The organism is Gordonia sp. DT218, from assembly GCF_049847105.1.
Taxonomy (GTDB): domain Bacteria; phylum Actinomycetota; class Actinomycetes; order Mycobacteriales; family Mycobacteriaceae; genus Gordonia.
The window spans coordinates 302,845-317,119 of sequence record NZ_JBNCNS010000001.1; the positions used below are offsets into that span (position 1 = coordinate 302,845).

General features: G+C 66.9%; 11 protein-coding genes. 4 read left to right on the forward strand and 7 right to left on the reverse strand.

Annotated elements, in window-relative coordinates; translation table 11 throughout:
* Positions 1 to 27 precede the first annotated feature (27 nt).
* The gene (locus ACPXCG_RS01420; protein ID WP_425788399.1) at positions 28 to 1,200 is read right to left on the reverse strand and encodes a cystathionine gamma-synthase; all 1,173 of its coding nucleotides are present in this window, start codon (positions 1,198 to 1,200) and stop codon (positions 28 to 30) included.
* An 11-nt stretch (positions 1,201 to 1,211) separates the two neighbouring features.
* Positions 1,212 to 2,606, reverse strand: a complete 1,395-nt coding sequence (locus ACPXCG_RS01425) for a cystathionine beta-synthase (protein WP_425788401.1) — start codon at positions 2,604 to 2,606, stop codon at positions 1,212 to 1,214.
* Between the two features lie 87 nt (positions 2,607 to 2,693).
* On the opposite strand from ACPXCG_RS01425, the gene ACPXCG_RS01430 reads away from it, so the two are divergent.
* Positions 2,694 to 3,656 carry an SGNH/GDSL hydrolase family protein gene (locus tag ACPXCG_RS01430; RefSeq protein WP_425788403.1) on the forward strand — a complete coding sequence of 321 codons (963 nt, stop codon included), beginning with the start codon at positions 2,694 to 2,696 and terminating at the stop codon, positions 3,654 to 3,656.
* Between the two features lie 9 nt (positions 3,657 to 3,665).
* Positions 3,666 to 4,889: an acetyl-CoA C-acetyltransferase gene (locus ACPXCG_RS01435; protein ID WP_425788405.1), complete on the forward strand. Its 1,224-nt coding sequence runs from the start codon at positions 3,666 to 3,668 to the stop codon at positions 4,887 to 4,889.
* 63 nt (positions 4,890 to 4,952) lie between these two features.
* Here ACPXCG_RS01435 and ACPXCG_RS01440 read toward each other — a convergent pair whose 3' ends face one another.
* From ACPXCG_RS01440 to ACPXCG_RS01460, 5 genes are all read right to left on the reverse strand, one after another.
* A complete protein-coding gene (locus ACPXCG_RS01440) occupies positions 4,953 to 6,482 on the reverse strand; it encodes an MDR family MFS transporter (protein WP_425788407.1) in 1,530 nt (509 codons plus the stop codon).
* Positions 6,483 to 6,682: 200 nt separating this feature from the next.
* A complete protein-coding gene (locus ACPXCG_RS01445) occupies positions 6,683 to 7,540 on the reverse strand; it encodes a Bax inhibitor-1/YccA family protein (RefSeq protein ID WP_164306958.1) in 858 nt (285 codons plus the stop codon).
* Between the two features lie 34 nt (positions 7,541 to 7,574).
* Entirely contained in the window at positions 7,575 to 8,336 is a 762-nt protein-coding gene (locus ACPXCG_RS01450) for a TetR/AcrR family transcriptional regulator (RefSeq protein WP_425788410.1), read from the reverse strand.
* Positions 8,290 to 10,605, reverse strand: coding sequence for an MMPL family transporter (locus ACPXCG_RS01455; RefSeq protein WP_425788412.1), 2,316 nt, complete (start codon positions 10,603 to 10,605; stop codon positions 8,290 to 8,292). Before ACPXCG_RS01455 ends, ACPXCG_RS01450 begins: the two co-directional genes overlap by 47 nt.
* A 42-nt stretch (positions 10,606 to 10,647) precedes the next feature.
* The gene (locus tag ACPXCG_RS01460; RefSeq protein ID WP_425788414.1) at positions 10,648 to 11,838 is read right to left on the reverse strand and encodes an oxygenase MpaB family protein; all 1,191 of its coding nucleotides are present in this window, start codon (positions 11,836 to 11,838) and stop codon (positions 10,648 to 10,650) included.
* A 189-nt stretch (positions 11,839 to 12,027) separates the two neighbouring features.
* Between ACPXCG_RS01460 and ACPXCG_RS01465 the strand changes: the two genes are divergently transcribed.
* Together ACPXCG_RS01465 and ACPXCG_RS01470 are read left to right on the forward strand one after the other, a co-directional pair.
* Positions 12,028 to 13,146, forward strand: a complete 1,119-nt coding sequence (locus tag ACPXCG_RS01465) for a phosphotransferase family protein (protein ID WP_425788416.1) — start codon at positions 12,028 to 12,030, stop codon at positions 13,144 to 13,146.
* Entirely contained in the window at positions 13,147 to 14,268 is a 1,122-nt protein-coding gene (locus ACPXCG_RS01470; RefSeq protein WP_425788418.1) for a hypothetical protein, read from the forward strand.
* Positions 14,269 to 14,275 lie beyond the last annotated feature (7 nt).

Genomic DNA, 14,275 nt, shown 5'->3' on the forward strand with positions numbered 1-14,275 from the left:
CCAGTATCGGCCCTGGACCGCCCGAAGTCAGCCCAACGCGTTTTCGAGGTCGCCGAGGACATCAGCGATGTCCTCGATACCGACCGAGAGGCGCACCAGATCGGCGGGGACCTCCAGCAACGAGCCGGCCGTCGATGCGTGGGTCATGGCACCGGGGTGCTCGATCAACGACTCGATGCCACCGAGCGACTCGGCCAGGGTGAACACCTCGGTTCGCGCGCAGAACTCCTGCGCGGCAACTTGTCCGCCCTTGACCCGCACCGAAACCATGCCGCCGAACCGCCGCATCTGCTTGGCTGCGACATCATGTCCAGGGTGCTCTGCGAGGCCCGGGTACAGCACGGAATCGATCTTGGGATGCGACGAGAGGTAGTCGACGACGCGCTCGGCATTGTCGCTGTGCCGGTCCATTCGCACCGCGAGGGTCTTGATGCCGCGCATGGTGAGGTAGGCGTCGAACGGGCCCGGCACCGCACCGGCACCGTTCTGGAGGAACGCCACCGCGTCGTCGAGTTCCTCACTGTTGGTGACCAGTGCACCACCGACCACATCGGAGTGTCCGCCCAGATACTTGGTGGTCGAGTGCAGCACCACATCGGCGCCCAGCGTGATCGGCTGCTGCAGATAGGGAGACGCAAAGGTGTTGTCCACCACCAGTTTTGCGCCGGCCTCGTGCGCCACGGCGGCGAGCGCCTCGATGTCGCCGACGTTCAGCAGCGGATTCGTCGGGGTCTCGATCCAGACGAGCTTGGTGGCGGGCGTGATGGCCGCCCGAACCGCGTCGACGTCGGACACCGGAGCCGCCGAGTAGGTGATCCCCCACTGGGAGAAGACCTTGTCGATGAGCCGGAACGTACCGCCGTAGGCGTCGTTGGGGATCACCAGATGGTCGCCGGGACGAAGCGTCGCACGCAGCAGCGCGTCGGTTGCGGCCATACCCGAGGCGAAGCCTCGACCGTACGCCCCGCGTTCGAGTGCAGCGATGTTGGCCTCGAGCACGCGCCGCGTCGGGTTACCCGTCCGGGCGTATTCGAACCCATCACGGAGGCCGCCGACACCGTCCTGCGCGAACGTCGAGCTGGCGTAGATCGGCACGTTCACGGCGCCGGTCCGCGGGTCCGGTTCGTATCCGGCATGGATGGCCTGGGTGGAAAATCCTTGCCAGCGGGTCGAATCCGCGGCACTGCGCTTCTCGCTCATGGCTCGACTTCCTATCCGACGATGGGGTTGCTGCTGACGAACGCCAGCAGATCGTGGCGGGTGATGACACCGATCGGCTTACCGTCCTCCACCACCATGAGGGCATCCGATTCCGACAGCACCTTGGTGGCCGCTGACACCGGCTCGCCGGACCCGATGAGCGGGAACGGATCACCCATGTGGGCCGACACCGGGTCGGCCAGGCTGGCTCGGCCCTCGAACACGGCACCGAGCAGGTCCCGCTCGGTGACCGCGCCGGCGACCTCTCCGGCCATCACCGGGGGCTCGGCCCCGACCACCGGCATCTGGGAGACGCCGTACTCGCGGAGGATCTCGATGGCATCCCTCAGTGTCTCGGACGGATGCGTATGAACCAGATCCGGCAGCGCTCCGGCCTTGCCACGTAACACGTCACCGACGAGCGGCTCCATGGCCTTGCCGTCGAGCGGGGACCGGAGGAAACCGTAACTGCTCATCCACCTGTCGTTGAAGATCTTGCCCAGGTAGCCACGGCCACCGTCGGGCAGCAACACGACGACGACCGCATCCGGCCCTTCGCGTTCGGCGACCTGCAACGCGGCCACCACCGCCATCCCGCAGGAGCCGCCGACCAGCAGCCCCTCCTCACGAGCGAGCCGCCGCGTCATGTCGAACGAGTCGGCGTCGGACACCGCGATGATCTCGTCGGGGATCGACGGGTCGTACGCGGACGGCCAGAAGTCCTCGCCGACACCCTCAACCAGGTAGGGGCGACCGGTGCCGCCCGAGTAGACCGAGCCCTCCGGGTCGACGCCCACGACCTTCACCGCGCCGTCGGACACCTCTTTGAGGTAGCGGCCGGTTCCGGTGATCGTGCCGCCGGTGCCGACACCGGCGACGAAGTGGGTGATCTTGCCGTCGGTGTCCGCCCAGATCTCCGGCCCGGTGGTCTCGTAGTGGCTCTGCGGCCCGGCCGGATTCGAGTACTGGTCGGGCTTCCAGGCACCCTCGATCTCGCGCACGAGCCGATCCGAGACGCTGTAGTAGCTGTCCGGGTGATCCGGTGGCACCGCGGTCGGGCACACCACCACCTCGGCCCCGTAGGCGCGGAGCACGTTGCGCTTGTCCTCGCCGACCTTGTCCGGGCACACGAACACGCATTTGTAGCCGCGCTGCTGCGCCACCAACGCCAGTCCGACACCGGTGTTGCCCGAGGTCGGCTCGACGATCGTGCCGCCGGGCGGCAACGCGCCGGACTGCTCGGCCGCCTCCACCATCCGGACGGCGATCCGGTCCTTGCTGCTGCCACCGGGGTTGAGGTATTCCAGCTTGGCCGCGACCAGGCCCGAACCTGGGTTGGTCACCGAGTTGAGCTTGACCAACGGGGTGTTGCCCACCAGGTCCACGACATGATCAGCGATACGCATACGCCCATGGTCCCAGAGGTCCGGAATCGGATCGAACCCGGAGTGAAACTCCGACTAAGCTGGCTGCCGTGTCCGAATTGGAGTCACATGGATTCGAGTGGCCGGGTCGCGGTGGACAACAACCGACTGCTGCGTGACGTCGGCGCGACCGTCGCGGCCACTGCGGCCAGCGCGGGCGCGTCGTGGGCGGCATACAACTACCTGAACGGGCAGGCCACCGAGGCGCGGACGGTGATACCCCACCGCACCGACGACGCCCCCAACGGCGACGGCATCTACCTGCCGGACGGCACCGGGCCGCATCGTCCCGCCCGGGGCACGTCGGTGGACGTCTACCTCGTCGTCTTCGGCGATTCGACCGCTGCGGGTCTCGGCGCCGAGACCGCGGACCAGACACCGGGAGTGCTGCTGGCCCGGCGGGTGACCGCGGAGACCGGCAAGATCGTGCGATACGCCAACAAGGCCATCGTCGGCGCCACGTCCAAGGGTCTGGAGGCACAGGTCGACGCCATGCTGATCACTCGTGAGCGGCCCGATGTAGCGGTGATCCTGATCGGGGCCAACGACGTCACGGCCACCAATGGCATCAGGGCGTCGGCCAGAAGACTCGGCGAGGCCGTCACCCTGCTGAAGGAGAACGGTGCCGAGGTCGTCGTCGGGACGTGCCCCGACTTCGGCGTGATCACGGCCATCCCACAACCGCTTCGGTCGGTGTTACGCCGCTGGGGCCTGCAACTCGCCGCGGCGCAACGCGGCGCGGTACGTGCGGCCGGTGGCCGGCCGGTCCCGATGGCCGACCTGCTCGCCAAGGAGTTCCTGGCCAAGCCCGAGCACATGTTCTCGCCGGACCAGTACCACCCGTCGGCCGCCGGTTACGCCCTCGCCGCCGACATCCTGATGCCCGAGGTCCTCGAGGCGATCGGCGAGTGGGGACCGGCGCCGCTGCCGCAGCCGCCCGAGGTCTCTGAGGCGGTCGAACAGAATCGGCTGGTCAGCAGGGTTCGCCGTCTGGTGGGACGGCCAGGGAACCAAGCAACTGCTAGGGGGTAATCTGGCGGCATGCCTGAAGCAGTCATCGTCGCCCATGCCCGTTCCCCCATCGGCCGCGCCGGCAAGGGATCCCTCAAAGACGTCCGGCCGGACGAGCTCTCCCGCCAGATGGTCGCCGCCGCACTCGCGAAGGTGCCCGAGCTCGATGTCGCCGACATCGAGGACATCCATTGGGGCATCGGTCAGCCCGGCGGTCAGGGCGGTTACAACATCGCCCGCGTGATCGCCGTCGAACTCGGCCTCGACCACGTGCCCGGTGTGTCCGTGAACCGCTACTGCTCGTCGTCGCTGCAGACCACCCGTATGGCGATGCATGCCATCAAGGCAGGCGAGGCCGACGTGATCATCTCCGGCGGTGTCGAGAGTGTGTCGAGCTTCGGCATCTCCGGCGGCGCAGACGGCGCACCGAACTCCAAGAACCCGGTGTTCGACGAGGCCATGGCCCGCACCGAGAAGTCCGCGGAAGGTGGCGCGCCGACCTGGTACGACCCCCGCAAGGACGGACTGATCCCCGACGTCTACATGGCGATGGGCCAGACCGCGGAGAACGTCGCGAGTTTCACCGGGATCTCCCGCGAGGACCAGGATCGCTGGGGTGTGCTCAGCCAGAACCGCGCCGAGGAAGCGATCAAGTCCGGCTTCTTCGAGCGTGAGATCGATCCGGTGACCCTCCCCGACGGCACCAGCGTGACCACCGATGACGGGCCCCGCGCAGGCACCACGTATGAGAAGGTCTCCCAGCTCAAGCCGGTGTTCCGTCCGGACGGCGTGATCACCGCCGGCAACGCGTGCCCGCTCAACGACGGCGCGGCCGCCCTGGTGATCATGAGCGACACCAAGGCCAAGGAACTGGGCCTGACCCCGCTCGCGCGGGTCGTCGCGACCGCGGCCACCGGCCTGTCGCCCGAGATCATGGGCCTCGGCCCGATCGAGGCGATCCGCAAGGTCCTCCGGATCTCCGGCAAGTCGATCTCCGACATCGACCTCGTCGAGATCAACGAGGCGTTCGCAGTCCAGGTGCTCGGCTCGGCCGCCGAACTCGGCATCGACCACGACAAGCTGAACATCTCGGGCGGCGCGATCGCACTCGGTCACCCGTTCGGCATGACCGGCGCGCGCATCACCACCACCCTGCTCAACAACCTGCAGACCCAGGACAAGACCTTCGGCATCGAGTCGATGTGTGTGGGTGGCGGTCAGGGTATGGCGATGGTGCTCGAGCGCCTCAGCTGATCCCGGCTCACAGCGAATGGCCCGGGGCCGTCGGAATCATCCGGCGGCCCCGGGCCATTTCTGTCAGACCCTCTCGGGCAGTACCGCATCCGCGTCGAGCGCACCTTCGGACGTGTCCTCGGCGGACTCCACCGTCGCCGGCGGTTTCCGCAAGAACAGCACGATGACGATCAGCGCGATGCTCAGGCATCCGGCGACGGTGAACACGCGCTGCACGCCATGGCTGATCGCCTCGGCCTCCGCGACGCCCGCGGTCTGGTCGGCGGTCGACACCACGGTCATCACCGTGATGAACAGCGCCGTACCGGCGGCACCAGCCACCTGCTGGAAGGTACCGAGCACGGCCGAGCCGTGCGAATACAGCCGCGGCTCGACGGACCCGAGCGCGAGCGTCATCAGCGGTGTGAAGGTCGCGGCGAGTCCCAGACACAACAGTGCGTTGGCGCCCATCAGCCACCAGAGCGATGTCGACGGATTGACGAAGACGAGCATCCAGACCGCGGCACTCACGATCATCGCGCCCGGAACCGCCAGAACCCGCGGCCCGTACATGTCGTAGATCCGCCCGACGACCGGCCCGGCGAGACCCATGATCAGGCCGCCCGGCAGCGTCAGCAGACCGGTCGTGAGCGGGTCGAGTCCGAGGACCGTCTGAGCGAAATACGGCACCACGATGAACGTGCCGAGCATGGTCCCCATCGCGACGACCATGGCTGCCATCGCGAGCGAGAACTGACCGGACTTGAACACCCTCAAATCGAGCAGGGCCCGATCCCGTCCCTGCAACGCGAGCTGGCGACCGATGAAGGCGGCGAGCGCCAGCACGCCGACCGTGAACGGAACCCACAGGGGCACCGACGTTCCCGCCTCCGCGGATTCTCCGATCCCGGCGAGCCCGTAGACCAGTCCGCCGAAACCGAGCACCGCCAGTGGGATCGACAGATAGTCGATCGGGGTCTTGATCCGCTCCCCTACGGGCCGGACCAGCACACCGCCGACGATGAGCGCCACCAGTGCGATCGGACCGACGAAGCCGAAGATCCAGCGCCATCCGAAGTGATCCAGGATGAAACCGGACACCGTCGGGCCCAGCGCCGGAGCGACCGCGATGACCACCGAGATGTTGCCCATCATCACGCCACGCCGCGCCTCCGGGACGACGGTCATCACCGTCGTCATCAGCAACGGCAGCATGATGGCGGTGCCGAGCGCCTGGATCACCCGCGCGATCAGCAGCACCTCGAACCCCGGCGCCGCGAACGCGATGAAGGTACCGACGGTGAACGCCGACATCGCGGCGATGAACAACACCCGGGCTCCCGCGCGCTGGATCAGGAAGCCGGTGAGCGGGATGACGACGGCCATGGTCAGGAGGAAGGCCGTGGTCAGCCATTGCCCCACACTGGGGTCGACGCCCAAGTCCTCCTGGAGCACCGGGATCGCGATACTCATGACGGTCTCGTTGAGGATCACCACGAACGAGGCGACCAGCAGAACGCCGATCAGGAGCAGGTTCTGACGCGACAGTCGGTCGTCGGTGGGTGACGACGTGTCGGTGGCAGTCACTGGGAGTCCTTTCCGGAAAGAAGCCATCGACCGACGGGTCGATGGCGATGGATTGTTTGACCGGGTACCGCGGCAGAACTCATCGGCCGCGCTCCTGCTGCTCACCACATGGATCAGAACGCTATCAACGCCGATCGGGCCTGGCGAGTGGTTTTTTCGGCGGGATCCTGGCCCCCACACAAAAACCCCGCGCCGCAGTACGCGGCGCGGGGTTTCGGTCTGTGAGGCTAGTCCGAGTTGAAGTAGCTGAGCAGGCGCAGGATCTCGACGTAGAGCCAGACCAGCGTGACGGTCAGACCCAGTGCGACACCCCAGGCAGCGCGCTCGGGTGCGCCGGCCCGGATGAGCCGGTCTGCAGCGTCGAAGTCGAGCAGGAAGCTGAATGCGGCGAGCGCGATGCAGACCAGCGAGAAGATGATCGCCAGTGGTCCGCCGTTGCGGAGACCGAAGCCCTCTCCACCGTTGAACAGCCCGATCACGAGGTTGCCCAGCATCAGGACGATGACGCCGATCATGCCGGCGAACAACATGCGGGTGAACCGTGGCGTAACGCGGATCGCGCCGACCTTGTAGACCAGCAGCATGCCGAAGAACACACCGAACGTGCCGAGCACCGCCTGCCCGATCAGCGCTCCGGCGGAGGTGTCGTTGGCGACCACCATGTTCGCGAAGACGAACGAGATGGAGCCGACGAACAGGCCTTCGAAGACCGCGTACCCGAGCACGATCGCCGGGTTGTCCTGCTTGCGGCCGAACGAGGCGACCAGCACCAGTGCGAGGCCACCGAGCGCACCCACGAGCATCAGCGGGGAGGCGAGTCCGACGTTCTGGTCGACCAGGAAGTAGGTTGCGATGGCCGAGATGGTCAGCACGCCGAGGGTGATCGCGGTCTTGGTGACCACATCGTCGATCGTCAGCTGGCGGGTGACCGGCGCGGCCGGACGCGTGTATGGATCGGTCTGCTGCCCCTGTTGATTCCACATGGCACCCTGACCGGCGGCGGCCGCTCCGGCGCCGAAACCGGCGTAGCCGGTCTGGTTATCGCGGACGACGCCGCGCATAACCGGATTGCTGCTCTCTCGCACGTACGTGCTCCTTTTGCTTGTGGTGGCTGCCCTGTCAACGGGTACGACTGCTATCGAGTTCCGACTTTACCTTCTCTTGACTTTCGTGTCGTGCGACAGCCTCAGTGTCACCATTGTCGAAACGCTGCCTGCCCAACCATGCACGCACGTCGCACGGCTCGCTCGCCGCCCCCAGAACGCCCATCGAAGCGCGTCCGAGGCAGACCGAACGCATCAGGGATTCGGCGAGAGCCAGGTCATCGCCCCATGGCAGACCGGGCTTGGCGAGCATCAGCGACGCCACCCCGTGGGCCGCCGTCCAGAACTCGAGCACCACCTCGGTGACGTCGGACATCGGGAAGAAACCCTCGCCGGCCAGTTCGGTCACGGTCGCCGACATCCGGGCGAACGCGGAGGCCGCCAACACCTCGTCGACCTTCGAGGCCCCGCCGGGAGGCGCCTGCCGAAACGCGAGCCGGTACAGAACGGGTGTCGACACCGCGAATCGCACGTAGGCCAACCCCTGCTGGAGAGCTCGCTCGAGCGGGTCCTCGATGCCTTCTGACGCCTCACCCAGCACGCCGTCGAGCTGCTCGAAATATCGTGCGCACACCGCGTCGAGCAAGGCGTCCTTGTCGGCGAAGTGCAGATAGATAGACGGCGGGGTCACCCCCACGCGGCCGGCGACCGCCCGGATGGACACCGCGGCATCATCTCCCTCTTCGAGAAGAAGAGCGGTGGCCGAGGCGATGATCTCCTCGGCGAGGAGCTCACCGGACCCGCGGGGTGACCGGGTTCGTTTCGTCGAGCTGTGCACTGTTCTCCTGGGTCGACATCTGTCCTGAGGCATCGGTGTCGGATGGTTGCGGAACGACCGATTCCGACAACCCGATCCGATCGTGCAGGCGTCGGAGCGGGCCCGGGGCCCACCAGTTGGCGCGCCCGGCCAATCGCATGAACGCGGGCACGAGCACCATCCGGATCAGGGTCGCGTCCATCAGGACGGCAAGGGTCAGCCCCACACCGAACATACGCATGAACGAGACCTCAGACGCTGCGATGCCGGCGAACACGATGCTCATCAGGAGCGCAGCCGCGGTCACCACCCGTCCGGTCCGGGCCAGGCCGACCGCCACCGCATGGTCGCTCGCCGCGCGACTTCCGTCCGATGCCAGCCACTCCTCCCGGATACGTCCGAGGAGAAAGACCTCGTAGTCCATGGACAGACCGAAAGCGATGCAGAACATCAGTATCGGGATCGTCGCGACGAGGTAGCCGGTCGCGGTGGTACCCAACCCGCCGAGATGCCCGTCCTGGAAGAACCAGACCATCGCACCGAAGGTCGCGGTCAGCGACAGCACATTGAGGACGAGCGCCTTCAACGGCAGGACGACGCTGCCGGTGAACAGGAACAGCAGGATGAAGGTGGCGATCGCGATGGTCGCCAGAACCCACGGCAGGTGATCGTAGATGGCATCGACCGTGTCCGCGTTGGTGGCCGCGAGGCCCGTGAACAGCACGTTCGCACCTTCCGGGACAGCGACGTCACGCAACTGGTCGAGTTGCGCCAGACCGTCGTCCCGCATGGGCTCCAGATCGGTCGACACGGTGACGACGGAGACTTCGCCGCGCGTGTCGTCGGCGCTGCCGAGGGCGACCGATCGACCGTCGACGAACGTGCCCGCCGACGACATCGCCGAGTTCACCTGCGCAACCTTCGAGAGCGCTCCGGTGTACCGGGCGAGAGCGGCTCGGTCGGAAACTCCCGAGGCGACGACGGTCACCGACGATGACAGGTTCTGCGGGTAGTCCTCCCGGATCTCCTGCTGGATCGCATGCGACGACGCGGACGAGGGCAGCACCCGATCGTCGGGGAAACCGAAGCGGAGCCCGAAGAACGGCGCTCCCAGCACGAGGAGCAGTGCCGTCACCGCGATGGCGGCGGGCACCGCGTGCCGGAGAACGAACTGCACCGATCGGTACCACCGGGTCTCCTCGATTGCCTGCGGCGTCGGCTCCCGTCGGCGGAAGAGCCTGCGGACCGGCCTGCGGACGTCGAGCGCGTCCACGCGGTCTCCGAGCACCAGCAGGATCGCCGGGGTCAAGATCAACGCGGCCAGCGAGGCGACCAGTACGACGCCGATACCGGCATAGGCGAACGACCGTAGGAAGTACATCGGGAAGATCGCCAGAGCCGCGAGCGAGAGTGCGACGGTCACCGCCGAGAACGCCACGGTCCGCCCGGCCGTCGCCATCGTCGTCGCGATCGCGGTCGGACGTCGCGCACCCGCTGCGACCTCTTCGCGATATCGCGTCACGATCAACAGCGTGTAGTCGATGGCCAACGCCAGCCCCATCGCGGTGGTGAGGTTCAGGGCGAAGATCGAGACATCGGCGAACTCCGCGATCAGGCGGAGCAATGCGAATGTGCCGACGATCGCGACGATCCCGATGACCACTGGGAGCGCGGCCGCCACCAGGCCACCGAACACGACGATCAGGACGAGGAAACTGATCGGGATCGCGATCGCCTCGGCCTTGGCCAGGTCCTTCGTGGTCTGTGCGTTGACCTGACTGAACACCAGCCCCTGCCCGCCGACGCGGACGGAGATCCCCTGTTGCTCACCGGAGACCAGGTCGGCGATCTGCTCGGCACGCTCGGGCGCCAGCTCCTCGCCGCCGTCGAGGGTCGCGACGATCAGGGTCGATGTGGAGTCCCGGCTCACCAACCCCGGGGCCAGGTTCGGGTCCTGCCAGATCGACATGATCGGACGTTGCACATCATCGCGACGTTCGAGCTCGTCGACGATTCCGCCGCCGACCTCCCGTGCGATCGGATCGGTCGCCATGTTCATCCCGGCCGGCCCGTCGAGTTTGATCACCACCTGCAGCCCGCCGCGATGGAAGGTCTCGTCGAGAACGCGGTCGGCGCGCGCCGACCCCGAGTTCGGATCGCTGTAGCCGCCGGCCAGCAGATGCTGGGCCGCCGTCGCGCCGTACAGACCCGCAAGCGCCAAGACCAGAACGGCGCCGGCAAGCACCGCCCTCGGCGCCCTGATGATCAGCCGGGTCAGTCCCGCCGACATACGCTCTCCCACCGGTCGCTTATCGGCGTTAAGTTATCAACATTAACCGACTTCGGTCAACGGCCCGGAGTCCAGAGCGGGCATCCCGAGACCTCGGCGTACCGTCCGCAGTTCCCGACGGACGACGGCGGTCTCCGAACCCAGCAGACCGGTCGCACGCAACACCTCGCGCAGGCGAACGGCCGGCCGGGCCACGTCCACCAGGTGGTGCAGCGGAGTCCGGCGCAACCCCATGGCCCCCGCCGCCGGTTGTTCCATCCAGCGGGTGCTGATCGACGAGAACGACGTGGAGAGAACCGGTTTGATCACGAGCCCCATCATCGACACCACCGGCCCGGGCAGCGGGATCGCGTTCTGCAGATCGAAGCCGTCCCGCAACAGAGCACGGGTCAAGGTCTTCGAGACCGCATCGGGTTCCAGCTCGAACTGGGCCGCGACGGCGAACAGTTCACGGGCCCCGACGAAGTCGGCCGGCAACCATCGGTCGTCGACGCCGATCACCCAGCCGATCCATCGCCAGAGATGGGTGATCGCCTCTCGCTCGGCGCTGCTGTAGTGGATTCCCAGGTCGCGCGCGACGATCAGGGGTAGCACGAGAAATCCCCCGCCGATGGTCAGGGCCGAATAGGTCTGGTTGATCGGCACACCCCAGGAGTCGGTGTCCCAGACCTCCCCCGTGCCACCCCGGTCGGCCAGTAGATGGTCACGGATCAACGCATGCAGCAAGCGGATCCGAATGGTCGCCACCCACCCGGGGGCGCCCGGACGCATGGCCCCCGGCGCGGTCGCCTCGGCCACCCAACGGGCCGTGTTCTGGACCCGCTCGAGCGTCCCGTCGCCGAGCCGGCCCGTGGCGGCCAAGGGCCTGACGAACCCCTGCGCCTTGTACCCATAGATCAGCGATTGATACAGCGTCGACGACTGCAGCGTGCCGAACCGCCACCACGCACGCGCACCGGCTTCCGCCAGCGCACGGTCGAACCACGGCGGAGGCTCACTCGCCGACCGCATCAGATCCGCGAGCGTCGACAACGTTTCCGGACCGTCGGCGCCGGCCTCTACGGACGCGAGCAACGGCATCCACGAGACGCCGCGTTCGTGCATCTGCATGATCACTGCATCCGCGAGCGCATCGGATCGCGACAGACCGACCTCGAGGCGATCAACCATCTCGGGGTGACGCTGCCGGACCGCATCCCAGTTGCGCGCCCCGGTGACCGACGCGGCGTCCATACCACCCATGGTGACCACTGCATGTGCGCAGGTCAAGCACCATCCGGCGATGGCGGACGAGCGTGTCGTGTGGGTCGCTCGGTGCAGTCGACCGCTCCAGTGACGATCTCACCGAGTCGGCAGACAAGGCGGGTTGGAACGTGTTCTAATTCTGTCCGCCCCACCCGCACTCGTCCGATGGATGGCCTTATGCCGGATACCGATTCAGCAGACCCCAACGAGGTCGCACGCCCAACATCGTCGCGCCGCGACCCCGACTGGCTTCGCGCCCGTCTCGACGACTGGTTGAACACCGTCGTCGACTCGCCGGTGACCGTCACCCGGCTGGAGATCCCGTCGGCGAACGGGATGTCCAGCGAGACGATCGTCCTCGACGCCCTGTGGGATGAGACCGAACACCAGCTCGTGGTCCGCGTCGCCCCACTCGCCGTGAGCGATCCGGTCTTCCCCAGCTATGACCTCGACGGCCAGTTCCGGATCATCGGCCACGTGGCCGCGAGTACGTATGTGGCCCTTCCGAAACTCTATTGGTCCGAACCCGACCCCCGCCCGCTCGGCGCCCCGTTCTTCATCATGGGACGCGTCGACGGCCAGGTGCCGCCGGACGTGATGCCCTACACCTTCGGCTCGTGGGTGACCGAGGCGACACCCGAACAGCGGACGACATTGACCGAGAAGACGATCGAGACGCTGGCGATGATCCACTCCGCGCCCGTGCCGCGTGAGTTGCTGGATCAGCCCGGCCCGGGAGAGACCCCGCTACGCGCCCACATCCGACGGTTGCGCGAGTTCTACTCGTGGGCATCGGACGGCCGGGCCGGATCGGGTTTGATCGAGCGCGGGTTCGCCTGGGTCGACGAGAACGTCCCGGAAGAGACTGATCCCGTGCTGTCGTGGGGTGACGCCCGGATCGGCAACATCATCTATCAGGACTTCGCTCCGGCCGCGGTACTCGACTGGGAGATGGCGACGTACGGGCCGCGTGAGCTGGACGTCGCGTGGATGATCTTCCTGCACCGGTTCTTCCAGGATCTGGCCGAGATGGCCGGCCTGCCCGGGCTGCCCGATTTCCTGCGTCGTGACGAGGTGGCCGAGGCATACAGCCGCCAGAGCGGGCATCAGCCACTCGACCTCGACTTCTACATCACCTATGCGGCCCTCATCCATGCCGTGGTCATGTACCGGATCCAGTCACGTGCAATTCATTTCGGCCAGGCCGAAGAACCCGCCGACCCGGACGACATGATCCTGCACCGCGCGACCCTCGAAGCCATGCTCGAGGGCACCTACTGGGAGAAGGTCGACTGAATGCTGTCACCGATGGACGACTACCCCATCCATCAGGTCGCCGAGGTGATCCGGCACGTCCAGACCTCCGACCGCAACTTCTACGACCGCTACTACTTCAATTGCCATGGGCCGGAATCCGACTCACCATGGCTCATCGTCGGGCTGGGGGTCTATCCCAATCTCGGCGTCACCGATTGTTTCGCCGTGGTTCGTCACCACGACGAGCACATCGTGGTCCGAGCGTCACGCGCCCTCGGAGCCGACCGCGGCGACCTGCGGGTGGGCCCGTTCACCATCGAGATCCTCGACGGCCTACAGCGTCTGCGTGTGGCCCTCGACGCCGGCCACGGCGACCTCTCCTTCGACCTCATCTTCGACGCCACCGGTCCCGCTGCCCTCGAACCGCGGCATTTCCTCAGGCAGGTCGAGCGTGTCACCTTCGACACGCAGCGTTTCGTCCAGGTGGGCAAGTGGTCCGGCGAACTGACCGTCGACGGTAAGCGATTCGAGGTCGAGCCGGACGGCTGGCGTGGCAATCGTGACCGCTCGTGGGGCGTCCGCCCGGTGGGCGAGGCCGAACCGCCCGGGCGCCGGGCCGATGCCAACGTCTCGGGGACGTTCTTCTGGATCTATTCGGTGATGGAGTTCGCCGAGCACTCGATCGTGGTGGTCATCCAGGAGACCGAGACCGGCGAGCGGGTGATGGACGATGCACGGCGGGTCTGGCGCGACCCGGACCGGGAACCCGAATGGCTCGGACACGTCTCACACCGGATCACCTTCATCCCAGGCACGCGTGAGACGGCGGAGGCAACCCTGACATTCACACGGCCGTCGGGCACGGTCACCACCGTCACCTGCCACCCGCAGCTCGCCAACTACCTGGCGTTCGGCACCGGTTACGGACTCGAACCCGACTGGCGGCACGGCATGTGGCAGGGCGATCTGAAGGTCGAGGATCTGCACCTGCAGGTGTCCGAACTCGATCCGACCATGAAGATGTTCTGCGTCACCGACCATTACGCCCGTTTCGCCCTGTTCGACGGCGAGACAGAGGAAATCGGTGATGGTCTGTTCGAATTCGCCGCGATCGGACCGCACCAACAGTACTGTTTCAGCGAGTACACTGACCCGGCCTGAACAGCTC